Source organism: Anaeromyxobacter dehalogenans 2CP-C (assembly GCF_000013385.1).
Classification (GTDB): Bacteria; Myxococcota; Myxococcia; order Myxococcales; family Anaeromyxobacteraceae; genus Anaeromyxobacter; species Anaeromyxobacter dehalogenans_B.
On sequence record NC_007760.1, the window covers coordinates 3846254 to 3872001 of the forward strand.

General features: G+C 72.7%; 21 protein-coding genes and 6 tRNA genes. 6 read left to right on the plus strand and 21 right to left on the minus strand.

All coding sequences use genetic code 11. The features are described from left to right. Window positions 1–16: 16 nt before the first annotated feature. Window positions 17–1642, minus strand: coding sequence for an MXAN_5187 family protein (locus ADEH_RS17270; protein ID WP_011422392.1), 1626 nt, complete (start codon window positions 1640–1642; stop codon window positions 17–19). A 294-nt stretch (window positions 1643–1936) separates the two neighbouring features. Here ADEH_RS17270 and ADEH_RS17275 point away from each other — a divergent pair, with 294 nt between their 5' ends. Both ADEH_RS17275 and ADEH_RS17280 read left to right on the plus strand, forming a co-directional pair. After that, complete coding sequence (locus ADEH_RS17275) at window positions 1937–4057, plus strand: S46 family peptidase (protein WP_011422393.1); 2121 nt, start codon at window positions 1937–1939, stop codon at window positions 4055–4057. 112 nt (window positions 4058–4169) lie between these two features. Next, window positions 4170–5540, plus strand: coding sequence for an NCS2 family permease (locus ADEH_RS17280; RefSeq protein WP_011422394.1), 1371 nt, complete (start codon window positions 4170–4172; stop codon window positions 5538–5540). 50 nt (window positions 5541–5590) lie between these two features. Here the strand turns inward: ADEH_RS17280 and nadA are convergent, their stop codons facing one another. Together nadA and ADEH_RS17290 are read right to left on the minus strand one after the other, a co-directional pair. Continuing rightward, window positions 5591–6595: a quinolinate synthase NadA gene (nadA, locus tag ADEH_RS17285; protein WP_011422395.1), complete on the minus strand. Its 1005-nt coding sequence runs from the start codon at window positions 6593–6595 to the stop codon at window positions 5591–5593. Continuing rightward, window positions 6592–6813 (minus strand): hypothetical protein, encoded by a 222-nt coding sequence (locus ADEH_RS17290; protein ID WP_041453656.1) that lies wholly within the window; start codon window positions 6811–6813, stop codon window positions 6592–6594. Before ADEH_RS17290 ends, nadA begins: the two co-directional genes overlap by 4 nt. Before the next feature lie 154 nt (window positions 6814–6967). On the opposite strand from ADEH_RS17290, the gene ADEH_RS17295 reads away from it, so the two are divergent. Both ADEH_RS17295 and ADEH_RS17300 read left to right on the plus strand, forming a co-directional pair. Further along, window positions 6968–7765 carry a class I SAM-dependent methyltransferase gene (locus tag ADEH_RS17295; RefSeq protein ID WP_041453657.1) on the plus strand — a complete coding sequence of 266 codons (798 nt, stop codon included), beginning with the start codon at window positions 6968–6970 and terminating at the stop codon, window positions 7763–7765. Between the two features lie 413 nt (window positions 7766–8178). After that, on the plus strand, window positions 8179–9285 hold the full coding sequence (locus ADEH_RS17300) for an HNH endonuclease signature motif containing protein (protein WP_011422398.1): 1107 nt from the start codon (window positions 8179–8181) through the stop codon (window positions 9283–9285). Here ADEH_RS17300 and lon read toward each other — a convergent pair. After that, window positions 9282–11714 carry an endopeptidase La gene (gene lon, locus ADEH_RS17305; RefSeq protein WP_041453948.1) on the minus strand — a complete coding sequence of 811 codons (2433 nt, stop codon included), beginning with the start codon at window positions 11712–11714 and terminating at the stop codon, window positions 9282–9284. The genes ADEH_RS17300 and lon overlap by 4 nt on opposite strands. Before the next feature lie 183 nt (window positions 11715–11897). On the opposite strand from lon, the gene ADEH_RS17310 reads away from it, so the two are divergent. Continuing rightward, window positions 11898–13610, plus strand: coding sequence for an aminotransferase class V-fold PLP-dependent enzyme (locus tag ADEH_RS17310; RefSeq protein ID WP_011422400.1), 1713 nt, complete (start codon window positions 11898–11900; stop codon window positions 13608–13610). 249 nt (window positions 13611–13859) lie between these two features. On the opposite strand, the gene clpX is transcribed toward ADEH_RS17310, so the two are convergent. The 4 genes from clpX to ADEH_RS17330 form a co-directional block, all read right to left on the minus strand. Then, window positions 13860–15098 (minus strand): ATP-dependent Clp protease ATP-binding subunit ClpX, encoded by a 1239-nt coding sequence (gene clpX, locus ADEH_RS17315; RefSeq protein ID WP_011422401.1) that lies wholly within the window; start codon window positions 15096–15098, stop codon window positions 13860–13862. Window positions 15099–15182: 84 nt separating this feature from the next. Then, entirely contained in the window at window positions 15183–15794 is a 612-nt protein-coding gene (clpP, locus tag ADEH_RS17320) for an ATP-dependent Clp endopeptidase proteolytic subunit ClpP (protein WP_011422402.1), read from the minus strand. Between the two features lie 19 nt (window positions 15795–15813). Beyond that, entirely contained in the window at window positions 15814–17103 is a 1290-nt protein-coding gene (gene tig, locus ADEH_RS17325) for a trigger factor (protein ID WP_011422403.1), read from the minus strand. An 81-nt stretch (window positions 17104–17184) separates the two neighbouring features. Next, a tRNA-Leu gene (locus ADEH_RS17330) sits at window positions 17185–17266 on the minus strand. A gap of 63 nt (window positions 17267–17329) precedes the next feature. Between ADEH_RS17330 and ADEH_RS17335 the strand changes: the two genes are divergently transcribed. After that, entirely contained in the window at window positions 17330–17737 is a 408-nt protein-coding gene (locus ADEH_RS17335) for a hypothetical protein (protein ID WP_011422404.1), read from the plus strand. 16 nt (window positions 17738–17753) lie between these two features. On the opposite strand, the gene ADEH_RS17340 is transcribed toward ADEH_RS17335, so the two are convergent. The 13 genes from ADEH_RS17340 to selD form a co-directional block, all read right to left on the minus strand. Continuing rightward, window positions 17754–19427: an ArnT family glycosyltransferase gene (locus tag ADEH_RS17340; protein WP_011422405.1), complete on the minus strand. Its 1674-nt coding sequence runs from the start codon at window positions 19425–19427 to the stop codon at window positions 17754–17756. Continuing rightward, complete coding sequence (locus ADEH_RS17345; RefSeq protein WP_011422406.1) at window positions 19424–20065, minus strand: lipid-A-disaccharide synthase N-terminal domain-containing protein; 642 nt, start codon at window positions 20063–20065, stop codon at window positions 19424–19426. The genes ADEH_RS17340 and ADEH_RS17345 overlap by 4 nt, the downstream gene beginning before the upstream one ends. Beyond that, window positions 20062–20775, minus strand: a complete 714-nt coding sequence (locus ADEH_RS17350) for a glycosyltransferase family 2 protein (RefSeq protein WP_011422407.1) — start codon at window positions 20773–20775, stop codon at window positions 20062–20064. The genes ADEH_RS17345 and ADEH_RS17350 overlap by 4 nt, the downstream gene beginning before the upstream one ends. A gap of 27 nt (window positions 20776–20802) precedes the next feature. After that, window positions 20803–21546: a hypothetical protein gene (locus tag ADEH_RS17355; protein WP_011422408.1), complete on the minus strand. Its 744-nt coding sequence runs from the start codon at window positions 21544–21546 to the stop codon at window positions 20803–20805. Window positions 21547–21721: 175 nt separating this feature from the next. Next, window positions 21722–21794, minus strand: a tRNA-Lys gene (locus tag ADEH_RS17360). Between the two features lie 115 nt (window positions 21795–21909). Further along, window positions 21910–21983, minus strand: a tRNA-Arg gene (locus ADEH_RS17365). Between the two features lie 28 nt (window positions 21984–22011). Continuing rightward, window positions 22012–22084 (minus strand) — tRNA-His (locus tag ADEH_RS17370). An 18-nt stretch (window positions 22085–22102) separates the two neighbouring features. Beyond that, window positions 22103–22176, minus strand: a tRNA-Arg gene (locus ADEH_RS17375). A gap of 41 nt (window positions 22177–22217) precedes the next feature. After that, window positions 22218–22291 (minus strand) — tRNA-Pro (locus ADEH_RS17380). Between the two features lie 76 nt (window positions 22292–22367). Continuing rightward, window positions 22368–23075, minus strand: a complete 708-nt coding sequence (locus tag ADEH_RS17385) for a non-canonical purine NTP pyrophosphatase (protein ID WP_011422409.1) — start codon at window positions 23073–23075, stop codon at window positions 22368–22370. A gap of 5 nt (window positions 23076–23080) precedes the next feature. Beyond that, window positions 23081–23800, minus strand: a complete 720-nt coding sequence (gene rph, locus ADEH_RS17390) for a ribonuclease PH (protein ID WP_011422410.1) — start codon at window positions 23798–23800, stop codon at window positions 23081–23083. 68 nt (window positions 23801–23868) lie between these two features. Then, the gene (locus tag ADEH_RS17395) at window positions 23869–24618 is read right to left on the minus strand and encodes an N-acetylmuramoyl-L-alanine amidase family protein (RefSeq protein WP_011422411.1); all 750 of its coding nucleotides are present in this window, start codon (window positions 24616–24618) and stop codon (window positions 23869–23871) included. A 21-nt stretch (window positions 24619–24639) separates the two neighbouring features. Further along, the gene (gene selD / locus ADEH_RS17400; protein ID WP_081436934.1) at window positions 24640–25695 is read right to left on the minus strand and encodes a selenide, water dikinase SelD; all 1056 of its coding nucleotides are present in this window, start codon (window positions 25693–25695) and stop codon (window positions 24640–24642) included. Between the last annotated feature and the right edge of the window lie 53 nt (window positions 25696–25748).

Sequence of the window (25748 nt, forward strand, 5' to 3'; positions counted from 1 at the left end):
GCGCCCGCCCGGCGGTCTACCTCACCGGCGTCGCCTTCAGCGCGGTCTTGCCTTCCTTCACGTAGACCTGGAAGCGGACCGTGCGGCAGCCGTACTTCGCGACCAGGGTGGCGCGGTTCTGCTCGAGCTTCTGGCGGAAGCGCTCGAACGTGAGCCCCTCCACCGGCTCGCCGCACTCGCCGCGGACCCGGAGGAAGTCGCGGAAGACCTCGCGCCAGTGCTCCTCGTCGCTCCCCGGCTCCGGCGCGGCGGTGCGCGCCGCAGCCTGGAGCAGGTCGGCGGGGGCGGCCTGCGGCGGCTCGGGCACGATCGCCGGCGGCGGGCGGGCCGGGACGGGCGCCGCCTCGAACGCGCCGCCCTGCAGCGCGCTGGCGTCGAGCCGCTGCGTGGCGCCGGCGGCGGGCGGCGGGGGCACCGGCGCCGGCGGGGGGCGCGGCGGGAGCCTGAAGCTCTCCGGCTCGGGGGCCGGGGCCTGCGCGGCGAAGAACTCCTGCGTCAGCGACGGGGCCGGGCCGTGCGCCGCGGCGCCGGCGGCCTCGGTGGCGCGGTTCAGCGCGGCCGAGAGCGTGCCCATCTTGCCGGCCATGGCCGGCGCGCGGGCCGCGAAGTCGCCGCGGCCGATCCGGTCCGCGGCGGCGAGCAGGTCGGCCGGCACGTCCGGCGCCGGCTCGGCGCTGCGCACCAGCACGCCGAACAGCAGGCCGAGCACCAGCAGCAGCGCGAGGAGCGCCGCGCCGTTCCACTGCAGCCGCACCACCGGCGCGAGCGCCGGCGCCGCCTGCGCGGACACCACCACCGCCGCGTCCTGGAGCCCGGCGACCGGCACCGCGAGGACCCGGTGCGCCGGGGCGGCGCCGACCAGGAACCCGTGCGCGCCGACGCCGACGCCGAGCACGTCCACCTTCACCGGCGCGAGCCGCCCCGCGTCGCGCTCGCGCCCGGCGGCGCCGCGCGCGGCGGCCGCGAGCGCGTCGGCGCCGGCCGGCGCCGAGGACGCGATCTTCGCGCCGGGCACGGCGAGGGTCAGGTCCACGCCGGTGCCCGCGGCGACGCCGCGAAGCCAGGCGGCGTCGAGCGGGACCACCACCGCGAGCGCGCCGGCGCCGCCGGCCGGGACCGCCACGGCGAGCGCGAGCCCGCCCTGCGCCCGGGCGACGGCGCGCCGCGGCTTGCCGGCGAGCGCCTCGCGCAGCGCGGCGACGACGTCGGCGTCCGCGGACGGCTCGGCCGCGCGCCGATCCAGCTCGGCCGCGTCCACCGCCACCGCGCGCGCGCCCGCCAGGGCCGTTCCCAGCTCGGACTGCGCCGCGCCGAGCGCGGCCGCCGCCGCGGCGTCGAGCGCCGCGGCGCGCGCGGCCGGATCCGGCGCCGCAGCCGGGGCGCCCTTGCCCTTCGCCGCGGGCGCGGCCGCCGGGGCGAGCGCCTGGAGGAGCGCGGCGTCGCGGGCCGCGAGCGCCGCCACCCCGTTCGCCTCCGCCTGCAGCGCGTGCTGCGACGCGGCGAGCCGCGCGGCGCCGGCCTGTAGCCGCCCGTCGAGCTGGCGCAGGGCGCTCGCCCGGAGGTCGGAGGTGAGGAGGTGGAGGGCGGCCGCACCGGCCCCGACCACGATGAGCGCATAGAGCCAGAGCTTGAGCCGGTTCATCGTCCGCCCTTATAGGCGGCTTGCCGAGAGGGTGTCAAACCTGCCACCGGGCGAGCGAGCGCCCCTTTTCTTCCGTGTTCCCGGGTGGTTCGATGCCAGGCCCGCATTCACTCATGGTTCATGAAGCCGCGGCTCGAGCAGGCGGCCGGCGCGGTGGCCGGACGGCGGGCCAGAAGGGGCGACGCCCCCTCGCCGCCTGTCACGTCCGAGTGCACCTTTCCTCCGTACGATGCTGTTCCAACCTGGATCGGGCCGCCCCTCCGGGCGGCCCACCTCGCCCGGAGATCCCACACCGTGAAGCGACTCCTGCTCGCGCTGCTCCTCGCCACCCCGCTCGCCGGCCTCGCCGACGAGGGGATGTGGACCTACGACGCGTTCCCGTCGGACCGCGTGGCCCGCAAGTACGGCTTCGATCCGTCCCGGGCCTGGCTCGACCGCGCCCGGCTCGCCTCCGCCCGCCTCGCCCGCGGCTGCTCGGCGTCGTTCGTCTCGGACGGCGGCCTGGTGATGACCAACCACCACTGCGTGCACGAGTGCGTGGAGGAGCTCTCCAGCGCCGGGCGCGACCTGGTGGCGAGCGGGTACCTCGCGCGCTCCGGCGCGGAGGAGCTGCGCTGCCCCGCGATGCAGGTGGACCAGCTGCTCCGGATCACCGACGTGACGAAGCGGGTGCACGGCGCGCTGGCGGGGCTGGAGGGCGCGCGGTTCAACGCCGCGCTCCAGGCGCAGAAGGCCGCGATCGAGAAGGAGTGCCAGGGCGGCGACGCGGGCCTGCGCTGCGAGCTGGTGGAGCTGTACCACGGCGGCGTCTACAGCCTCTACCAGTACCGCCGCTACGACGACGTGCGCCTCGTGTTCGCGCCGGAGTTCGCCATCGCGTTCTTCGGCGGCGACCCCGACAACTTCATGTTCCCGCGGTACGACCTCGACGTCGCGTTCATCCGCGTGTACCGGGACGGCAAGCCGGCGCCGACCGCGGAGCACTTCACCTGGTCGCCGGCCGGCGCCCCGGCGGGCGCGCTCACGTTCGTGTCCGGGAACCCCGGCAAGACCGAGCGGCTGCTCACGGTGGCGCAGCTCGAGTACGTGCGCGACCGCGCGCTGCCCGACTCGCTCGAGCGGCTGGCCGAGGAGCGCGGCCTGCTCACCGGGTTCCAGCTCACCGGCCCGGAGGCGAAGCGCGTCTCCACCTCGCGGCTCTTCTACAACGAGAACAGCGTGAAGGCGCGCCGCGGCCAGCTCGCCGCGCTCCGCGATCCGGCGTTCTTCGCGTCGAAGGTGGCGGAGGAGAACCGGCTCCGCGCCGCGCTGCGCCGCGATCCGGCGAAGGCCCGGAAGTACCTCCCGGCCTGGGACCGCATCGCGGCCGCGCAGGTGCGGGCGCGCGCGCTCGACGTCCCCTACGACTGGCTCGAGCTCTTCCCCTCGGGGCGCACCCGGATCGGCGGCGACCTGTTCTGGATGGCGCGGCACCTGGTGCGCGCCGCCGAGGAGCGGAAGAAGCCGGACGGCGAGCGGCTGAAGGAGTACCGCGACACCGCCCTCCCCTCGCTCGCGGACAGCGTCACCAGCAGCGCGCCCATCGACGCCGCGTACGAGACCGTCCGGCTCGGGTTCTGGCTGGAGAAGGTCCGCGAGCGGCTCGGGACGGATCACCCCGCCGTGAAGCACGCGCTCGGGACCGCGTCGCCCGCCGAGATCGCGCGCAAGGCGGTGGCCGGCACGGCGCTGCGCGACCCGGCGGTCCGCAAGGCGCTCTGGGACGGTGGCGCGGCCGCCGTGGAGGCGAGCAAGGACCCGCTCATCGCGCTCGCGCGCGCCACCGACGCCGACGCCCGCGCGATCCGGACGCGGTGGGAGGACGAGGTGGACTCGGTCGAGACCCGGAACCAGGCGCTCATCGCGCAGGCCCGGTTCGCCGCCTACGGCCGGAGCATCTACCCGGACGCCACCTTCTCGCCGCGGCTCTCCTACGGCCAGGTGAAGGGCTGGAAGCAGGACGGCCGCGAGGTGCCGCCGTTCACCACCTTCGCGGGCGCGTTCGAGCGCCACACCGGCAGCGAGCCCTACGCGCTCCCGAAGAGCTGGCTGGACGCGAAGCCCCGCCTCGACCTGGCCACGCCGCTCGACTTCGTCACCGACAACGACATCATCGGCGGCAACTCCGGCTCGCCGGTGTTCGACCGCGACCTCCGCATCGTGGGGCTGGCCTTCGACGGGAACCTGGCCTCGCTCGGCGGCGACTACGGGTTCGACGACTCGGCGAACCGCGCCGTCGCGGTCCACTCGTCCGCCATCCTCCACGCGCTCGCGCGCATCTACGGCGCCGACCGCCTCGTCTCGGAGCTCGGCGCCGGGCTCGCCGGGAACGCCGGGGCTGCCGCGCCGCCGGGCGGCACCCGCAGCACGAAGTAGCGCGACGGAACGCCGCGGGCCCGGGTGCCGACGAGGCGCCCGGGCCCGTCCATTTTGCCGCGCCGCCCCGCCCAGGGCCCCTGGTATCCTCCGCCGCCTCAAGGAGATCGCCGTGACCGCTCCCGCCTCCTCCCTCGATCGCTTCTTCGGCCTCCGCGCCCGCGGCACCACCGTCCGGCGCGAGATCCTGGCCGGCACCACCACGTTCATGACGATGGCGTACATCCTGTTCGTGAACCCCGAGATCCTCGGGAGCGCGGCGGGCGCGGGCCACTTCGCGGCGATCCTCACGTCCACGGCGCTGGTGGCGGCCGTCATGACCGCGGCCATGGGCCTGTTCGCGAACCTGCCGCTCGCGCTCGCCTCGGGCATGGGGCTGAACGCGGTGGTGGCGTTCGGGCTGGTGCTGGGCAAGAAGCTCACCTACCCGCAGGCCATGGGCGTCATCGTGGCGGAGGGCGTGCTCATCACGCTGCTGGTGGCGACCGGCCTGCGGCAGGCCGTGGTGCGCGCGGTGCCGATGACGCTGAAGCGCGCCATCGGCATCGGCATCGGCCTGTTCCTCGCCATCATCGGCTTCAAGGCCGCGGGCTTCATCTCGGCCGGCGGCGCGCTGCTGCAGCTCGGGCCGGAGGGCGCGGCCGGGCGCCTCACCGGGTTCCCGGTGGTGCTGTTCGCGCTGACGCTCGTGTTCACCGCGTGGCTGGTGTCGCGCGGCGTCCGCGGCGCCCTGCTCATCGGCATCGCGGTCTCGACCGCGGTGGCCGTGACCGCGAAGGCGGCGTTCGGCGGCGCGGGCTTCGCCCCCCACGTCGCCAACCTGCCCAGCTCGATCTTCGGGCTGCCCGACTTCTCGATGCTCGGCCAGGTGGACTTCTCGTTCGTCGCCGTGCTCGGCCCGCTCGCCGCCTCGCTGGCGGTGTTCTCGATCATGCTCTCCGACTTCTTCGACACCGTCGGCACGGTGGTCGCGGTGGGGCAGGAGGCGAAGTACCTGGACGAGCAGGGCAACTTCCCGCGCGCCAGCACGGTGCTGATGGTGGACTCCCTCGCCGCGATCGCGGGCGGGCTCGCCGGCGCCAGCTCCGCGACGACCTACGTGGAGAGCGCCGCGGGCGCGGCCTCGGGCGGCCGGACCGGGCTCACCTCGGTGACCACGGCGGCGCTGTTCGCGCTGTGCCTGTTCATCTCGCCGCTCGCCGGCATCGTCCCGCCGCAGGCCACCGGCGCGGTGCTGGTGCTGGTCGGCTACATGATGATGCGGGACGTCGGCGCCATCGCCTGGGACGATCCCAGCGAGTCGATCCCGGCGTTCCTGACGGTGACGGTGATGCCGTTCACCTACTCGATCACCAACGGCATCGGCGCGGGCTTCGTCTCCTACGTCCTCCTGAAGCTCGCCGGCGGCAAGGCGCGCGAGGTCCACCCGCTCATGATCGGGGCGTCGGTCGCGTTCGTGGTCTACTTCGCCATCGGCGGGTAGGCGGCGGACCGGCGGCCGCGCGCGGGAGGCCCGCGCCGGCCGCGCCCGGCTCACGCGTCCCGCGGCACCGCGATCATCCGCTCGAGCGCGCGCCGGGCGCCGGCGGCGACGTCGGGCTCGACCTGGACCTCGTGCTTCCCGCGCACCAGCGCGTCGCGGATCATGAGCAGGTCGATCATCTTCATGTAGGGGCAGTGCATCCGGCACCCGATGCAGCCGTCGGCCACGATGAACTCGCGGTCCGGCCAGCGCTTCTTCATCTGGTGCACGATGCCGTGCTCGGTGGCGACGATGAACGTCCGGGCCGACGGGAACCTCTCCACGGCGGAGATCATCGCGGTGGTCGAGCAGACCACGTCGGCGGCGTCGATGACGTCGGCGCGGCACTCCGGGTGCGCGATGACCACCGCCTCCGGGCGGCTGGCGCGCACCTTCTCGACGTTGGCCGAGCGCAGCACGTCGTGCACCGGGCAGCAGCCGTCGTAGACCACCACCTCCTTCTCCGGCACCTTCGCCGCCACCCAGCGGCCCAGGTTCCGGTCGGGCGTGAACAGGATCTTCTGCTGCGGCAGCGAGCGCACCACCGAGGCGGCGTTCGCGCTGGTGCAGCAGATGTCCGAGAGCGCCTTCACCTCGGCGGTGGAGTTCACGTAGGTGACGACCGCGTGGCCGGGGTAGCGCGCCTTCCAGTCCTCCAGCGACTCGGCGGTGATGGAGTCCGCCAGCGAGCAGCCCGCCGACAGGTTCGGCAGGAGCACGCGCTTGTCCGGCGCCAGCACCTTGGCCGACTCCGCCATGAAGTGCACGCCGCAGAAGACGATGGTGGACTGCGGCACCTTCTGGCCCACGATGGCGAGCTGCAGCGAGTCGCCCACGTGGTCCGCCACGTTCTGGACCTCGGGCAGCTGGTAGTTGTGCGCCAGGATGACCGCGTCCTTCTCCTTCGCCAGGGCGCGGATCTCCGCCTCGAGCCCGGCCACCTCGCCGGCGGGGAGGTCGCTCCCGGTGACGGGGTTCGCGACGGGATCGTGGATGGGGACGACGGGCAGGGTCATGGCTTCACCCGGGCGCCGCGCGCGGGCTTGATGTCGCCCGTGCCGGCGGGAAAGAGGCGCCAGAACTCGCGGCGCACGAGGCCGACCAGGGTGGCCGACTTGGAGAACCCGTGGTAGCGGGCCACCGCGTCGAGCATCGCCACGTCCTCGTCGGTGGCCGAGAAGCTGCGGACCTTGGCCGCCCGACCGCCCTGCCGCTCGCCGTTCTTCCGGTTCATGCGCCGCGCTTCCGGACTGCTCGAAAAGTTATATAAACGTTCGCGAAGACGTACGCATCCTACGACGCCCGCGCGCCCCGGCGCAACCCGTCCGGCCCACGCCCGCGCACGCCGGCCCTTGCGCGCCGCGCCGTGAGCGGGCATCCCTGGCGGCGTGCGCCTCGTCGTCACCACCCCACTCCGCCCGTCCGCCGCGGAGGAGCGCGACGCCGTGCTCGCCGCGGCGCGCTACGACCTGCCCTACGCCGCCCGCGGCGGGCGGGCGCTCACCCGCGTGGTCGCCGGAGCCGGGGCCGAGGCCGCGCTGGTGCTCTCGGCGACGCGCGCGGTGCTGGTGGCGGGCGGGGCCGAGCACGCCTGGTCGCCGGGGATGGGCCTCCTCCGGATGAAGCGGGTGCTGGCGGCGCGCGCGTCCGGCCGGCCCGCGGCGCCGCCGGATCGCGACCCGTTCACCGAGGCGGCGGGCCTCGAGCCGGGGGATCGCGTGCTCGACTGCACCGCCGGGCTGGGCGCGGACGCGCTCGTGGCCGCTGCCGCGGTCGAGCCGCGCGGCGAGGTGGTGGGGCTCGAGTCCTCGCGCGCGCTCGCGGCCTGGACCGGCGAGGGGATGCGCCGGCTGGAGCACGAGCCGGCGCGGCGGGTGGAGATCCGCTGCGCGGACCACGCCGCGTTCCTGGCCGGGGCGGCGGATGGGTCCTTCGACGTGGTGGTGTTCGATCCGATGTTCCGGCACGCGCGCGCAGAGCCGGGCGGGTTCGACGTGGTGCGGCAGCTCGCCGACGCGCGGCCGCTCGCGCCCGAGGCGCTGGCCGAGGCGCGGCGGGTGGCGCGGCGCTGGGTGGTGGTGAAGGACGGGGCGCCGGGGTGGGATCTGGCGCGGCTCGGGCTGGTGCCGCTGCCGAGCGCGCGGGGGGCGCATCGGTACTATGCGAGGGTGCCGGCCGGGCTTTGAGGGTGTGGGGGCCGCGGGCGAACGTTCCGAGTGGCTGTGAGGGGGCGGGGGCGGTCGGGAGCGGGATTGTGTGCCGGGACCGGAGGCGGCGGGATCGGCTCGCGAGAGGCCTGAGGGGTGGGGCGCGGGGCGCGGGGGACGCGCGCGGGCGCGGACGGGCGGCGGCGGTGGGCGGGCGGGCGGACGCGCCGGAGGCACCCGTTTTTCTCTCCGTGAATGCTTGACCGGCTCTGCGGCCAGAGGCGCCTCGGCGGACGAACACGCGCGGGCGCAGGAGCCTGGCGCGCGCGCAGAACGGTGCCGCGGCGCGTAGGCGCTGGTCGAGGGGTCGCGGCACCCTCTCTTCGTTCTCTCGTCCTGGACGATCCTCGCGCGTTTTACGGAGCGCGAAATTCGCGTGCGATGCTCCGCTCATGGACATCGCACTCGAGTTCACGAATCGTCTCGTCGCCCTCCTTCGCTCCGAGCGCCACGCCATGGCGGAGTTCCTGGTCGCCCTCGCGGAGTTCGACCGGCGAGGGTTGTACCGCGAGCGCGGGCACACCTCGCTCTTCTCGTTCCTGCGGCGCGAGCTGGGGCTCTCGGCGGGCGCTGCGCAGTACCGCAAGACCGCGGCGGACCTCATCCAGCGGTACCCGGCGGTCGAGGGTGCGCTCCGGGAGGGCAAGCTGTGCCTCTCCTCGGTCTGCGAGCTGGCGAAGGTGGTGACCCCCGGGAACTGCGCGGAGATCCTGCCGCGGTTCTACGGGCTCTCGAGCCGGGATGCGGCGGAGGTGTCTGCGTCCATCAAGCCGGTCGAGAATCCGCCTCGGCGCGAGATCGTGGTCCCGGCGCGAGAAGTCTCGGTGCCGCCGGCGGTCGTGGACGCCGCCGCGGAGCCGATTCTATTTCGGGCGCCCGAAGTGCATGCACCCAGCCGGGCCGAGCTCACGGAATCCGCTCGCAGTGAGCCTGTCGAACTGCGAGCGGCGACCCCGGCCCCGAGGCCCAGCTCGATGGACTGGCTCGACGGAGATTCGGCGCGGATGCACCTCACGGTGTCCAAGGCGTTCCTGAAGAAGCTCGACGCCGCGCGGGACGCGCTCTCCCACGCGATGCCCGGCGCCTCCCGCGAGAACGTCCTCGAGGCCGCCCTCGACCTGCTCATCTCCGAGCGCGAGCGCCGCAGGGGGCTCACGGCCCGTCCGCAGAAGAAGGTTCGGCCCTCGAAGCCGGACCACGTCCCTGCCCACGTCCGCCGCGAGGTCTGGGCGCGCGACGGCGGGCGGTGCACCTTCGTGCTCGCGTCGGGGGAGCGGTGCGAGTCTGCGCACCGGCTCGAGCTCGACCACATCGTGCCGCGAGCGCGCGGTGGCGACTCGACGGCGGACAACCTCCGGATCCGGTGCCGGGGGCACAACCTCGAGGAGGCGCGGAGGGTCTTCGGCGGCGCGCTCATCGACGCCTACGCCCCGCAAACGAAGAGGCCGGCCGCGCTCGCGCGCGACCGGCCCCGGGAACGTCGGAGCGGCGGAGGCTAGGCCTGCGCGGCGGCGCCGCCGGCGGAGGGAGCCTCGGGCTTCGGGCCGCCGGGCTTCGCGAGGAACTCCTCGGGGTGCTCGAGCACCAGCGCCTCGCGCAGCACCTCGTCGGCGTGGTCCACGGGCACGATCTGCAGCTTCTCGCGGACGCGGCGCGGGATCTCCCGGATGTCCTTCTGGTTCTCCTTCGGGATCAGGACCTTCTTGATCCCGCCGCGGTGGGCGGCGAGCACCTTCTCCTTCAGGCCGCCGATGGGCAGCACGCGGCCGCGCAGCGTGATCTCGCCGGTCATGGCCACGTCCTTGCGGACGGGGATCCGGCAGAGCGCGGAGACCAGCGTGGTGGCCATGGTGATGCCGGCGGACGGGCCGTCCTTGGGGATGGCGCCCTCGGGCACGTGGACGTGGATGTCCACGTTCTCGAGGAACCGCTTGTCGAGCCCGAGCAGCTCGGCGCGCGAGCGCACGTAGCTCATGGCGGCCTGCGCGGACTCCTGCATCACCTCGCCGAGCTTGCCGGTGATGGTGAGCTTGCCCTTGCCGGGCATGACCTGCGCCTCGACGGTGAGCAGCTCGCCGCCGAGCTCGGTCCAGGCGAGGCCGGTAGTGAGGCCGACCTGGTCCTGCTCCTCGGCGGTGCCGTAGCGGTAGCGCGGCGGGCCCAGGTACTTCTGCACCATCCGCTCGCTGACCACGTACGTCTTCCCGTCCACCTGCCCGGTCTTCAGCACGTCCTTCGCGATCTTCCGGCAGATCGAGCCGATCTCGCGCTCCAGCGAGCGGACGCCGGACTCCTTGGTGTACTTGTGCACCAGGGCCCGCATCGCGCTGCGCTTGAACTCGACCGGCACGTGCTCGAGCCCGTTGACCTCCTTCTGCTTCGGGATCAGGTAGCGCTGGGCGATCGAGAGCTTCTCCAGGTCGGTGTAGCCGGCGAGCCGGATCACCTCCATGCGGTCCTGCAGCGGCAGCGGGATGCCCGCCATGGTGTTCGCCGTGCAGATGAACATGACCTTGGAGAGGTCGTAGTCGAGGTCGAGGTAGTGGTCGTTGAAGTTGAAGTTCTGCTCGGGGTCGAGCACCTCGAGCAGCGCGGCCGACGGGTCGCCGCGGAAGTCGGTGGACATCTTGTCCACCTCGTCGAGCAGGAACACCGGGTTGCCGGAGCCGGCCTTCTTCAGCGACTGGATGATCTTGCCGGGCAGCGCGCCGATGTACGTGCGCCGGTGCCCGCGGATCTCGGCCTCGTCGCGCACGCCGCCGAGGCTGATGCGCACGAAGCGGCGGTTCATGGAGCGGGCGATCGACTTCGCCAGCGAGGTCTTGCCCACGCCCGGCGGGCCCACGAAGCAGAGGATGGGGCCGCGGATCCGGTCCACCAGCTTCTGGACCGCGAGGTACTCGATGATCCGCTCCTTCGGCTTCTTCAACCCGTAGTGATCCTCGTCGAGGACCTTCTCGGCCTCGGGGATCTCGAGCTTGTCCTCGGTGTAGTCGTACCAGGGGAGCGAGAGGATCCAGTCGATGTAGTTGCGGACCACCGTGGCCTCGGCGCTCATCGGGCTCATCATCTTGAGCTTCTTGAGCTCCTTCTTGGCCTTGAGGGTGGCCTCCTTCGACATCTTCTTGTTCTTGATCTTCTCCTCGAGCTCCTGGATCTCGTTCTTGAACTCGTCGCGCTCGCCGAGCTCCTTCTGGATCGCCTGCATCTGCTCGTTGAGGTAGTACTCCTTCTGCGTCTTCTCCATCTGCTTCTTGACGCGCGTCCGGATCTTCTTCTCGACCTGCAGGATCTCGATCTCGCCCTGCATCAGCTCGTAGAGCTTCTCCAGCCGCTTGGCCGGGGACTCGGTCTCGAGGATCGACTGCTTGTCGTTCAGCTTGAGGGAGAGGTGCGCGACGATCGTGTCGGCGAGCCGGGCCGGGTCGTCGATCGACGACACCGACGTCAGCATCTCCGGCGGGATGCGCTTGTTGAGCTTGACGTAGGCCTCGAACGTCGAGTGCACGGAGCGCATCAGCGCCTCGAGCTCGACCGTGCGCTCGCTCTCCTCCTCGATGTCGTCCGCCTCGACCACCAGGAACTTGTCCGAGTCGAGGAAGCGGCGGATGCGGGCGCGCTGCTTGCCTTCCACCAGCACCTTCACGGTGCCGTCGGGCAGCCGGAGCAGCTGGATGATCGAGCCCACGGTGCCGACCGCGAAGATGTCGTCGGCGGCGGGCTCGTTCGTCTTCGCCTTCTTCTGCGCGCAGAGGAGGATGGCCTTGTCGTGCGCCATGGCCTCCTCGAGTGCGGCGATCGACTTCTGACGACCGACGAACAGCGGCACCACCATGTGGGGAAACACGATGATGTCGCGGAGCGGGAGGAGCGGCAGCGTGCGGCTCTTCTTCCCGTCCTTCTTCCCGTCGTCGTTGCGCGAGAAAATGGGCACGGTGTTCAGGCTCCTTGGTGGCCCCGGAGCAGCCCGTCGAGGCCGGTGAGAGACTAACACTTAACATCCGGGCCGACCCCGTTCTTCGGGACCGCACTCAGGTTTCGCACCGGCCGGGCTCCCCCGCCCGCCCGCGCACTTGTCGGGCGTCCCACGCCCCGCTACAAGCCGGGACCCATGCCCTTCGAACAGGTGGCCGCGCGCGTTCGCCGCGGCGAGATCGGCCGGCGTACCTTCGTCCGCACCCCCTTCGGGCGCCGCCTCGTGACGTACGCGGACCTGACCGCGACCGGGCGGGCGCTCGCGCCGGTGGAGGCGCTGGTGGCGGCGGCGCGGCCGCTCTACGCGAACACGCACACCGCCATCTCCACCACCGGCCGGGTCACCACCCGCCTGCGCGAGTCGGCGCGGGACGCCATCGCACGAGCGGTGAACGCGGGACCGGAGGACGTGGTGCTGTTCGTGGGGAGCGGGGCCACCTCGGCGGTCAACAAGCTCGTCGGCCTGCTCGGCCTGCGCATCTCGGAGCCGCTGGAGCGCGCGTACGGCCTCTCGCGGCACCTCCCGGCGGACGAGCGGCCGGTGGTGCTCGTCTCCCCGTACGAGCACCACTCGAACCAGCTCCCCTGGCTCGAGTCGGTGGCCGAGGTGGTGGAGGTGGACCTGGACGCCGACGGCCAGGTGGACCTGGCCGACCTCGACCGGAAGGCCGCCCGCTACGCCGGCCGCCCGCTCCGCGTGGGCGCGTTCTCGGCGGGCTCCAACGTGACCGGCGCGCTCACCGACGTGCGCGCGGTCGCGCGGGTGCTGCACCGCCGCGGGTTCCTGGCCTGCGCCGACTACGCCGCGGCCGGCCCGTACGTCCCCATCGACATGCACCCGGTCGATGCGGACGAGCGGCTCGACGCGATCGTGGTGTCCACCCACAAGTTCGCGGGGGGGCCGGAGGGCTCGGGCATCCTGGTGGCGCACCGCGACCTGTTCCGCAGCCGCACGCCGGAGCGGCCCGGCGGCGGCACCGTCGAGTACGTGGCGGCGTTCGACCGGCTCTCGGTGGACTACACCGAGCGGCTCGCGGAGCGCGAGGAGGGCGGCACCCCGGACATCCTGGGCGACGTTCGCGCGGGGCTCGCGTTCCTGGTGAAGGAGGCGCTCGGCCCCGAGGCGATCCTCGCGCACGAGACCGCGCTGGCCGAGCGCGCCATGGCGCGCCTGCGCCGGCACCCCCGCATCCACCTGTACGGGCCGGCGCGGGGACCCCGCCTGCCCATCCTCTCGTTCAACGTGGAGGGGCTGCACCACGACTTCGTCTCGGCGCTGCTCGACCACCTGTTCGGCATCCAGAACCGCGCCGGCTGCTCCTGCGCGGGACCGTACGGGCACCGGCTGCTGGGCATCGGTCCGGAGCGCTCGACCGAGCTCCGCCGGGCCATCGCGCTCGGCGTGCTGGCGCTGAAGCCCGGCTGGGTCCGGATCTCCCTGCCCTACACGGCCACCGAGGACGAGATCGACTTCCTGCTCGAGGCGGTGGAGCTGGTCGCGGACCACGGCGAGGCGTTCCTGCCGCTGTACCGGCTGGGCTGGGGCGACGGGATGTGGCAGCCGCTGGACGCCGCGCCGGCCGATCCCGTGCCGGTGGAGCTGACGGTGGAGGCGGTGCGCGCGGCGCTCCTGCGCGACGAGCCGCCCGGGCCGCCGGCGGAGGAGCCGGTGACCGACGCGCAGGCGGCGGCGCTGCGTCGCGACTACCTGGACGAGGCGCGTCGGCTCGCGAGGGAGCTCGAGGCGCGCCACGCCGGGCAGCCGCCGCGGTGGAACCCGCCCACCGGCGACGCGTTCGTGGACCGGCTGGTGTGGTTCCGCTACGTGCACGCGGCACCTGCGACCTAGGTCCGCGCGTCCCGCCCTTCGACTCCGGCGAGCCTCGCGGCTCGCCTACGCTCAGGGTGAGCGAATCAGGGCCGCTCATCCCGAGCGTAGGCCGTGCCGCCAGGCACGGCCGGAGTCGAGGGATCATCCCGAGCGTAGCGCGGCCTCCGGGCCGCGCGGAGTCGAGGGATCATCCCGAGCGTAGCGCGGCCTCCGGGCCGCGCGGAGTCGAGGGACGCAGGGTGCGCGGGCCGGAGTCCGCTGCGGGGGCTACGCCGACTCCGCCTCCTTCTGCATCACCACCAGCGGCGCCTCGTGCTTGTCCACGACGTCCTCGGAGATGACGATCTCCCGGACGTTCCGGCGGCTCGGCACGTCGTACATGATGTCGAGCATCGCGTTCTCGAGGATGGCGCGCAGGCCGCGGGCGCCGGCCTTGTTCTTCATGGCGGCGCGCGCGATGGCCACCAGCGCGCCGTCGGTGAACTTGAGGTTCACCCCGTCCATCTCGAGCAGCTTCTTGTACTGCTTCACCAGCGCGTTGCGCGGCCGGGTGAGGATGTCCACCAGCGCCGGCTGGTCGAGCTCCTCGAGGCTGGTGATGACCGGCAGGCGGCCCACGAACTCCGGGATCATCCCGAACTTGAGCAGGTCGTCCGGCTCCACCATCGCGAGCAGCTCGCCCACGTTCTTCTCGGTCTTCGACTTCACGTCGGTGCCGAAGCCGAGGCTGCGCCCGCCGGAGCGCCGCTCGATGATCTGCTCCAGCCCGCAGAACGCGCCGCCGCAGATGAACAGGATGTTCGTGGTGTCCACCTGCAGGAACTCCTGCTGGGGATGCTTGCGGCCACCCTTCGGCGGGACGTTCGCGACGGTGCCCTCGATGATCTTGAGCAGCGCCTGCTGCACGCCCTCGCCGGACACGTCGCGGGTGATCGACGGGTTCTCGCTCTTGCGGGCGATCTTGTCGATCTCGTCGATGTAGACGATGCCCTTCTGCGCCCGCTCGATGTCGTGATCGGCGGCCTGCAGCAGGTTGACGATGATGTTCTCGACGTCCTCGCCGACGTAGCCCGCCTCGGTGAGCGTGGTCGCGTCGGCGATGGTGAACGGGACGTTGAGGATCTTGGCGAGCGTCTGGGCGAGCAGCGTCTTGCCGGAGCCGGTCGGGCCGAGCAGCAGGATGTTCGACTTCTGCAGCTCGACGTCGTCGATGGAGACGCGGCTCTCGATGCGCTTGTAGTGGTTGTGGACCGCGACCGCGAGCGTCTTCTTGGCCCGCTCCTGGCCCACCACGTACTCGTCGAGGATCGTCTTGATCTCCGACGGGCGCGGCACCCGCAGCTTCTGCTCGCGCTTCTCCTCGCCGGCGATCTCCTCGGCGATGATGTCGTTGCAGAGCCCGATGCACTCGTCGCAGATGTAGACCGTCGGCCCGGCGATGAGCTTCTTCACTTCCTTCTGCGACTTGCCGCAGAAGCTGCAGCTCAGCGTCTCGCGCTTCTCCACGTGCCACCTCCGGTTCGCGAGCCCGCTTCCTCGGCTGCTTCCCCTGGTGAGGATGCCCTCCGGCGCCTCGCCTCTTCCTTCATCTTACTGTGGCTTCTTGTCCGCCGCCTTCTTGTGCAGGAAGACGTCGTCGATCAGCCCGTATTCCTTCGCCTCTCCGGCGCTCATGAAGTAGTCCCGCTCGGTGTCCCGCTCGATCCGCTCGATCGGCTGGCGGGTGTGCCGCGCCATGATCTCGTTCAGCTTGGCCTTGAGACGGAGCGCCTCCTTGGCCTGGATCTCGATGTCGGTGGCCTGACCCTGGAAGCCGCCCGAGAGCTGGTGGATCATGATGCGCGCGTTCGGCACCGCGAAGCGCTTGCCGGCCGCACCGCCCGCGAGCAGGAACGCGCCCATGCTGGCGGCCTGGCCGAGGCAGATGGTGGACACCTGGGGCTTCACGTACTGCATGGTGTCGTAGATGGCGAGCCCCGAGGTCACCGATCCGCCCGGGCTGTTGATGTAGAGGTTGATGTCCTTGTCCGGGTCCTCGGACTCGAGGAAGAGGAGCTGGGCGATGATGACGTTCGCGACGTCGTCGTCCACCGGCGTCCCCAGGAAGATGATCCGGTCCTTGAGGAGCCGCGAGTAGATGTCGTAGCTGCGCTCGCCGCGGTGGGTCTGCTCGACCACGTACGGCATGGGGATGTAGGGCATCGCGGATCTCCTGCGTTCGCTACTGCTGGATGGTTGCGGCGGAGGAGAGCAGCGAAAGCGCCTTCTCCTCCCTGATCCTGTTCTTTAGCGCCTCGCGCGCGTCCTTGCCGCGCGTCTGCTGCTGGACCTTCGCCAGGGGCATCCCCAGCTCGTCCGCGATGCGGGCCGCCTCGGCCTCCAGGTCCTCCTCGGTGACCTCGACCTTCTCGGCGTCCGCGATCGCCTCGAGCAGCAGGGCGCCGCGCACCTGGAGGAGCGCCTGCTCGCGCAGGTCGGCGCGCATGCGCGAGACGTCGAGCTGGAGTTGGCGGAGGTCGATGCCCTGGCGGGCGAACCGCTCGGCGGCGCCCTCGATCATGGTGTCGATGGCGCGCTCGACCAGCGCGGGGGGCACCTCGAACTCGTTCTTGGCGAGCGCCGCCTTCACCAGCGCGTCCTTCAGCTCCGACTCGGCGCGCCGCTTCTCGCGCTTCTCCAGATCGGACCGGATCCGCGTCCGCAGCGCGTCCAGCGTCTCGACGCCCTCGATGCCGAGCTCCTTGGCGAGCGCGTCGTCGAGCGCCGGCGCCTGGCGGACCTTCAGCGCCTTCAGCGTGACCTTCATGTGCGCCGTCTTGCCCCGCAGCGCCTCGTCGCGGTGATCGGCCGGGAACGGCTCGTCGAGCTCGACGGTGTCGCCGATCTTCTTGCCCTTCAGGGCCTCGACGTTCCCCTCGGTGATCGGACCCGGCGCCACCTTGACGGTCACCCCCTCCGCCGTGCTGCCGTCGAACGGCTTCCCGTCGATGGTGCCCTCGTGATCGATGACCGCCCAGTCGCCCTCCTGGGCCTCGAAGCGCCCCTCCACCGCCACGAGCTGCGCCATCGAGTCCTGGATCTTGGTCAGCTCCGCGGAGACCGACTCGTCGGTGACCTCGGGCGGCTTCCGCGTCACCTCGAGGCCCTTGTAGTCCTTGGGCTCGAGCTTCGGCTTCACCTCCACGCGCGCCGAGTAGCGCATGGGCTTCCCCTCGGCGACACCGTCGGTGATGGAGACGCTCGGCGGCGCCACCACCGGCAGCGACTCGACCCGCACCGCCTCGGTGAACGTCTCGGTGACGATCCGCTCGGCGACCTCGCCCTCCACCTCGGCCTTGAACTGGCGCTCCAGCACCTTCCGCGGCGCCTTGCCGGGCCGGAAGCCGCGCAGCTTCACGCGGCGCGAGAGGCTCGCGTACGCGCGATCGAGCTCCTTGGCGACGCGATCGGGGTCCACCTCGATGGTGACCTTCCGCTCGACGGGGGAGACCGTTTCGACCTGGATCTTCATGTCCTGTTCGACCTTTGCGGGTGTGTGGGCGGGGAAATCGGCTAGTGCTACGTGCCCGCCGGTGGCGGGTCAAGGGTGAAGTGGGCGGGGAGGGGCTCGAACCCTCATGCCTTGCGGCACTGGATCCTAAGTCCAGCGCGTCTGCCAGTTCCGCCACCCGCCCCCGGGCGCCTCTTTACCATGCTCGCGAGGACGGGGAGCCGCGTCCTGTAGTACACAGAATCCCGTGGAGTCGCACCACGACCACGCCCCCGACGACCCCTGCCTGCCCGCCTGCCCGGGCTGGGCGCAGGGCGCGCTCGAGCTGTTCGCGCTGCAGCGGCGGTACGGCGAGATGCTCGACGCGTGCCGCACCGCCTCGGCCATCGAGTGCGTGATCGTCGCGCCGGCGGCGCCGGCGGTGGAGATCCCCGAGTACCTCCACGAGGAGGAGCTGGTCCGCGTGAACCTGGTGGTCGGCCGGGACACGCCCGAGGTGCTCCTCGACGAATGGGGGATCCGCTGCAACCTGACGTTCCGCGGGCGCCGGTTCGACTGCGCGTTCCCGTGGCCGTCGGTGCTGGCCGGGATCCTCAAGCCGCCCGAGCGCAAGCGGCCCCGCTTCGGCGTCATCCAGGGCGGCAAGAAGGACTAGCGCCCCCCGGCCGGCGCTACCGCGGCCGGAGCACCACCACGTGGTTGCGGAGCGCGCCGCCGCCCCAGCGGGCGTCCACCGCGCCGTCGTACACGCCCAGGTCCTCGACCCGGAAGCGCCGCGCCAGCTCCGGCGCGAGCACCCGGTCCGGCGGCTCCGAGGTCATGAGGAGCAGCGGCGGCGCGACCGGCGGGTCCGGCCGCTCGCGCGGATCCCATGCGTGGATCTCGCGCCCGCTCGCCCAGATCACCTCGATGAACTTGCCGGTGACGTCGCCGGCGCGGAAGAACGGCACGCCGGCGAGGTCGGCCCGGTGGTTGAGCTCACCGTAGGGCCGGTAGCCGGGGTTGCGCGTGATGATCGCCGGCACCTGGCCGAGCACCAGCACGCAGGCGGCGGCCACCATCCCCACCATCCCGCCCCACATCGCGAGCGGCCGGCCGCGGAGCCCGGCGTGCCCGAGCAGCGCGGCGAGCGCCCAGAACACCGCCGCGACCGCGGCGAGCAGCGGCCAGCCCGGGCTCGCGCCGCGCGCGCGGAGCGCGAGCCAGAGCGCGATCGGGACCGCGGCGGCGACCGCCGCCATGAGCCACGCGTTCGCCCGGACGATGGCGCGGTCGGCGCGGGTCTCGGCGCCGGCCCGGAACGCGTCGGCGAGGGCCCGCACGTACAGCGCGGTGAGGAGCGCCATGGGCACGAGCACCGGGAGCAGGTAGCGCTCCTTCTTCTCCGGGAACAGCGACAGGAGCAGCACGCCGGTCCAGATCCAGGCCGCGAGCAGCCGGTAGTCGCCGAGGCGCGCCACGCGCCGGCGCGCGTACGGGAACACCAGCGCGGCGGTGGCGAGCACGACCCACACGCCCGACTGCGCGGTGAAGCTCCAGTACTGCCAGAACGGCCGCACGTTCCGGTTGATCCAGGCGGTGGACTCCTTCTGCGCGACGTACGCGGACGCCTCGGGCCGGGTCAGCCACGCGTAGGCCGGCCAGGCGGCGCTCGCGGCGACGGCGAGCGCGAGCGTGAGGAGCAGCGGCCGCCAGGCGGCGCGGTACGGCGCCGCGCCGGACGAGAGCGTCCGGGCCACCAGGTACGGGAGCAGGAGCGAGAAGAAGGAGACCGGGCCCTTCGACAGGAACGAGAGGCCCATGAGCAGGCCCGCGGCGGCGAAGCTCCCGAGCCGCCCGGCCGGACGGGCCAGGCCCCGGTGCAGCTGCCAGATCGCGCCCAGCATGAACGCGTGGCAGAAGATGTCCCAGGTGATGTCCCGGGCCATGAAGAACACGTAGAACGACGTGGCGGCGGTGCCGGCGGCGAGGAACGGCGCGAGCCGGTCGGCGGTGAGCTCCCGCGCCAGCAGCCACGCGAACGCGACGAGCAGCGCGCCGGCCAGCGCGGCGGGCAGGCGCAGGCGCCCGAGCTCCTCCTCGCCGAACGCCGCCATGGCGACCGCGGTGGCCCAGGTCGGCAGCGGCGGCTTCTCCAGCCGCGGCTCGCCGTTCATGGTGGGCAGCAGCCAGTTGCCCTTCTCGAGCATCTCGCGCGCGGTGGTGAGGTTGCGCGACTCCATGATGTTCGCGCCGAGCGCGCCCGCGTTCACCACGAACGTGCAGGCGCAGAGCGCGGCGAGCAGCAGGAGCTGGGCCCGCCCGCCCAGGCCGGGCGGGCCGGCGCGACCGGGGGCGGGGCTCATGCGGTCGGGGTGCGCCGGGTGCGCAGGCCCAGCACCAGGTTGCGGGAGTAGGCCACCGCGCCGCCGGCCTGCCCGAAGAACAGCACCGGGTCGCGGCGGAACACGGCGTAGACCAGGATCATGGTGGAGCCGACCAGGCTCACCACCCAGAAGCCGTTCGAGAACACCGACTCCTTGCGCGACTCGGAGTCGATCCACTGCAGCACGAAGCGGAACGTGAACACCACCTGGCCGACCGAGCCCCACACCTTGAGCCAGAGCGGGATCTCCACGTTGCCGAGGATGTCGCGCAGGTTGCCGGGCGCGCTGGAGACGAGGTACGCGATGCTCGCCACCGGGACGAGGTAGGCCGCCCAGCGGAAGGGCGCGCTCACGGTCATCCAGCGCTGCTGCAGGTGCAGGTTCCGGATGTAGATGAAGTAGACGATGAGCTGGCCGAGGACGATCGCGAAGTCCTTGCGCAGGATCCCGTAGACGAAGAACAGGATCCCGCCCAGCAGGCTGAGCTGCCAGAAGACCACCGGGGAGATGGGCTTGCCGGCCTTCTCCGAGTGGAACCACTGCACCAGCATCCTGGCGGCGAACAGGAGCTGGGCGGTGAACCCCACCGCGAAGATCCAGAGGTGCGAGGCGGTCATCCCTTTTTCGCGATCTCGTAGCGGATGTAGCGGCTCCGCATCCAGCGGTAGGCGAACAGGTCGGCGGTGGGGCCGAGCAGCCGGTTCCAGAGGTGGTACTTCGACTCGCCGGCGACGCGCGGGAAGTGGCGCACCGGCACCTCCTTCACCTTGCCGCCGTCGAGCTGCACCAGCGCCGGGAGGAAGCGGTGCATCCCCTTGAAGAACGGGATGCGGCGGGCCACGTCGGCGCGGATCACCTTGAGCGGGCAGCCGGTGTCGCTGGCGCCGTCGTGGGTGAACGAGCGCCGGATGGCGTTGGCGATGCGCGAGGACAGCTTCTTCACCAGCGTGTCCTTGCGCTTCACCCGCACGCCGGTGACGAGCTCGTACTCGGCCGCGAACGGCATGAGCAGGTCGAAGTCGTCGGGCGAGGTCTGCAGGTCCGAGTCGATGTAGCCCGCCCAGCGCGTCTCCACGTGGTCGAAGCCGGCCTTGAGCGCGGCGCTCAGGCCGGAGTTGCGCGCCAGGTGGATGAAGTGGAAGCGCGGGTCCGCGGCGCAGAGCGCCTCGATCATCGGGCCGCTCCGGTCGCGCGAGCCGTCGTTCACGAACAGGATCTGCGCGGGCGTGGAGGTGCGGTCGAGGTACGCGGACAGCTCCCGGCCGACGCGCTCGAGGTTGTCCTCCTCGTCGAAGACCGGGACGATGACGGTGAGCGTGGGATCCATGGGCCTCGGCTTCGGGGGCGGGCGGCGCTACCGGCGGTCGGCCGAGGCGCGCGCGCCCGGCTCGCCCCCGGGCGCGGCGGGCTCGCCGGGGCGGGCGGCCGGGCCGCGGATGGCGGCGCCGTTCAGGGGGAACAGCAGGATCATCGCGAACAGCCAGGTGGCGCCGAACTCGAGCAGCTCGTCGCGCTCGCGCGACGGCACCAGCGCGATGAACGCGAACGTCGCCACCACCGCGACGACCTGGCGGACGCGGGGCACCGGCACGGCCCAGCGGTCCACCAGCCGCGCGAACGCGGGCCGGCGGCGGTAGGCCCAGGGCAGCGCCAGCAGGAACAGCGCGGCGGCGACCGTGAAGAGCTGGGAGAAGATCAGCTTGTTCACCTTCACGCTGCCGACCACCAGGTTGTGGAGGTTCGTCTCGTGCTGCGCGTTGTGGCTCTGGAAGAACTCGGGGCTCTGGATCCCGAGGAGGCGCTGGCCCCAGCTGATCTCCTCGCCGGCCGCGAAGAAGCAGAGCAGCGCGAGGCCGATCCAGGTGAGGCGGTGCAGGCTCGGGTTCCCCGCCCCGGGGCGGCGCGCGGTGACCGCGGCGATCCCGGCGCCCGCCAGCAGCGCGATGGCGGTGGCCCACTCGATGGGCCCGTCCTCCATCGCGTAGACCTGCTCGAACCAGTGCACGTCCACGATCGCCGCCGCCAGGCCGACCAGCAGGCCCACGGAGACGAGGGCGTAGACGGCGAGCTCCAGGGGGTGACGCTTGTCCGTGTCCACGTGCGCATCCTGCTGCGAGGGTGAGGGGCGGGCGCGCCGCCCTGCCGCAGCCGCGGCGGATACTAAGGCGGTCGCCCGTCCGCATCCACATCGTCGGCCCGCGCCGCGGCGCGAGGCGCGCTGCGGGGCAGGTCCATGAAAGACGAAAACCCCTGGGGTCGCCAGGGGTTTCGAGTGAGCGCGGAAGGAATCGAACCTTCAACCTATGGATTAAGAGTCCATTGCTCTGCCAGTTGAGCTACGCGCCCGATGCATCTCGGGATGGCCGAGGGGCGCCGTATTAGCAGCGTCCCGGTGGGCTGTCAACGACCTCCGGCGCCTTCCCGCGCGAGATTCTCAGCGCGAGAGGTGCGGTCGAATCAGCACGCCCGGAGGGATTCGAACCCCCGACCCGCGGCTTAGAAGGCCGCTGCTCTATCCAACTGAGCTACGGGCGCGAGTCGCAAGAACCTCGGGCGAAAAGTGGGTGAGTAAAGGGGCTCGAACCCTTAACCCCCGGATCCACAGTCCAGTGCTCTACCGATTGAGCTATACTCACCGTAAATCTTCATCTCAGCGCGCCCGGAGGGAATCGAACCCCCGACCTGCGGCTTCGAAGGCCGACGCTCTATCCAACTGAGCTACGGGCGCAGAGGGAAGCGCACCCGGCCATCACCATTGCTGTCAAAGAGTCGGGGCGGCCGGATTCGGACCGGCGACCTCCTGCGCCCAAGGCAGGCGCGCTACCAGGCTGCGCTACGCCCCGGAACACCTGTGGTGGCGCCGAGCGCCCCTGAGCCGATCCGAGAACGCCCGTCTCTAGCCGACCCGCCGCCTTCCCGTCAAGCGCCGCGAGCGAGCGCGGCCAGCATCGGGAGCAGCTTCCGGAACGCCTCACCTCGGTGGGAGAGGGCGTCCTTCTCGTCCGACGAGAGCTCGGCCATGGTCCGCACGCGGGCCCCCTCCCCGGCCGCGAGCTCCGCCGCCGGCACGAACAGCGGGTCGTACCCGAAGCCGCCGTCCCCCCGTCGCGCGTGGCCGATCCGCCCGGGGCACGTGCCGGTGACGGTCCCGACGAGCGTCCCGTCCGGACGGGCGAGCGCCAGCACCGCCTCGTACCGCGCGCCTCGGCGCGGGTCGGGCAGGCCCGAGAGCGCCGCCAGCAGCTTGTCGTTGTTCCGCTCGTCCCGGGCGGCCCGCCCCGCCACCGGGCCCAGCTCCAGCTCGGCCACGCCCGCCAGCTCGCACACCGGGCTGGCCGGGCCCTCCGGCTCGAGGTCGGACCAGCGGGCGGAGTGGACCCCGGGCGCGCCGCCCAGCGCGTCCACGCACAGGCCGGAGTCGTCGGCGACCGCGTGCAGCCCGGACCAGCGCGCCCAGGCGACGGCCTTCTTCTCGGCGTTCGCCTGGAACGTCGCCCCGTCCTCCACCACCACCGGGAGCGGCCTGCCCAGGTCGTCGGGCGAGACCACCCGCAGCGGCAGGCCAGCGACCAGCCGGCGCAGCTCGCGCAGCTTCCCGGGGTTCGTGCTGCCGAACAGCAGGTCCATGGGGCTCACGGCGTCCGGAGCGCCGCCTCCTGGAGCTCCTTCAGGCGCGACAGCCCGGCCAGCGCGGCGTCGAGCATCCGGTCCAGCTCGGCGCGCGCGAACGGCTTGCCCTCCGCCGTGCCCTGGACCTCCACCAGCGCGCCTTCGCCGGTCGCGACCACGTTCATGTCCACCTCGGCGGTGGAGTCCTCGTCGTAGTCGAGGTCGAGGTGCACCTCCCCCGCGACGATCCCCACCGACACCGCCGCCACGCTGCGCTTCACCGGATCGTGCGCGAGCTGCTTGCGCTTCTGGATGCTGCGCACCGCCTGCACCAGCGCCACGTAGGCCCCGGTGATGGCGGCGGTCCGGGTGCCGCCGTCGGCCTGGATCACGTCGCAGTCCAGCGTGACGGTGCGCGGCCCGATGGCGCGCAGGTCCACCGCCGCGCGCAACGCCCGCCCGACCAGCCGCTGGATCTCGAGCGTGCGCCCGGTCTGCTTCCCGCGGGCCGCCTCGCGCTGCATCCGCTCGTGCGTGGAGCGCGGCAGCATGCCGTACTCCGCGGTCACCCAGCCGGCGCCGGTGCCGTACACGTGCGGCGGGACCTTCTCGTCCACCGAGGCGGTGCACAGCACGTGGGTGTCGCCGAAGCGCACCAGGCAGGAGCCCTCCGCGTGCTTGGAGACGCGGGGCTCGAGGAGGATGGGACGGAGGTCGAGCGGGCCGCGGCCGTTCTTTCGCATGGCGGCGGGATTAGCACGGGCGCGGCGGGCGCGCCACGCCCACGGGGCGGCGTCCGGCGCCGAGGCGCCTAGCGGCTCGCCCGGAGCGTCTGGGCGCGGTACGCGGCGATCCCCTCGACGATGGCGCCCGCGACCTGCTCCTGGTACGCCGTGCTCCGCAGCCGGTCGCCCTCGGCCGGGTGCGAGATGAACCCGACCTCCAGCAGCACCGCCGGCATGCGCGCGCCGGCGAGCACGTAGAACGGGGCCTGCTTCACGCCGCGGTCCTCGGCCCCGAGCGCCGCGACCAGCCGCTCCTGCACCGCGTAGGCGAGGCGGGAGGACTGCTGCAGGGCCGCGGTGTCCTCGAGGTCGCTCAGGATGGCGGCGACGGGGTCGGACGGGTCCAGCTCGGGCTCGCCGGCCAGCCGGTCGGCGTTCTCGCGCGCCGCCACCGCGGTGGCGGAGGCGTCGCTCGCGTCGGCGGACAGGAAGTAGGTCTCGATGCCGTGGGAGGTGCGGCGCGCCTCGGCGCTGGGCATCGAGTTCAGGTGGATGGAGACGAAGAGGTCGGCGCGGATGGCGTTCGCGAGCGCGGCCCGCGCGGCGAGCGGCACCGACGCGTCCGCGGTGCGGGTGAGCACGGCCTTCGCGCCCGTGCGCTTCAGCCGGGCCGCCACGCGCCGCGCGATCTGGAGCGTCAGCTCCTTCTCGCGGACGCCGCCCGGCGAGACCGCCCCCTCCTGCTCCCCGCCGTGACCCGGGTCGATCACGGCGACGAAGCTCGGCCCGCGGGCGGCGGTGAGCGCGAGCAGCGCGGCGGCGAGGTGCGCGAGCACGGCCGCGGATTGTAGCAGAGGCTACGGGACGAGCTCGATCCGCGGCGGGTCGCCGGGGAGCACCTCTCCCACCTCCACCGCCGCCACGCCCGCCGCCCGGAGCGCCTCGAGCACCGCGCCCGCCCGGGCCCCGTCCACCGCCGCGAGCAGCCCGCCGTTGGTCTGGGCGTCGGCGAGCACCGCCGGGAGCGCCTCGGCCACCCCGGGCGCCACCCGCAGCGCGGGCGCCACCCAGGCCAGGTTCGCCTTGGAGCCGCCCGGCAGCACGTCCTTGGCGGCGAGGTCGAGCACGCCCGCGAGCACCGGCACGGCGCCGGCGTGGAGCCGGAGCGCGACGCCGGAGCCCTCCGCCATCTCCCAGGCGTGGCCGAGCAGGCCGAAGCCGGTGACGTCGGTGAGCGCGCGCACCGCCCCGCTCTCCGCCAGCGCCTCGCCGGCGGCGCGGTTCAGCCCGGACATGAGCTCGATGGCCGCGTCGATCATGGGGGCCGGCGCGATGCCGCGCTTGATGGCGGTGGTGATGATGCCGGAGCCGAGCGGCTTGGTGAGGAGCAGGCGGTCTCCCGGCCGGGCGCCGACGTTGCGGAGGACGCGGTCCGGGTGGACGAGGCCGGTCACGGCCATGCCGTACTTGGGCTCGGGGTCGTCGATGCTGTGGCCGCCCAGCACCGGCGCGCCCGCGAGCCGGGCCACCTCGGCGCCGCCGCGCAGCACCTCGCCCAGCATCTCCATGGGCAGCGTCTTCACCGGCCAGGCGACCAGGTTGAGCGCGAACAGCGGCTTCGCGCCCATGGCCCAGATGTCGGAGAACGCGTTGGCCGCGCCGATGCGGCCGAACCAGTACGGGTCGTCCACCACCGGCGTGAAGAAGTCCACCGTCTCGACGATCGCCCGCTCCGCGTCGAGCGCGTACACGGCCGCGTCGTCGCGGGTCGAGTGGCCGACCAGCACCCTGGGATCGTCCACGGCCGGGAGGCGGCGCAGGACCTGCGCCAGATCCGCTGGGCGGATCTTGCAGGCTCAACCCGCCCCGTGGCTCAGGCTGGTCAGCCGGACGGTCTTGTCGGCCTCGCTCATGGCCCGGGACATATCGTCCCCGGGGCCCCGCGGCAACGAGGACGCGGTCGCGC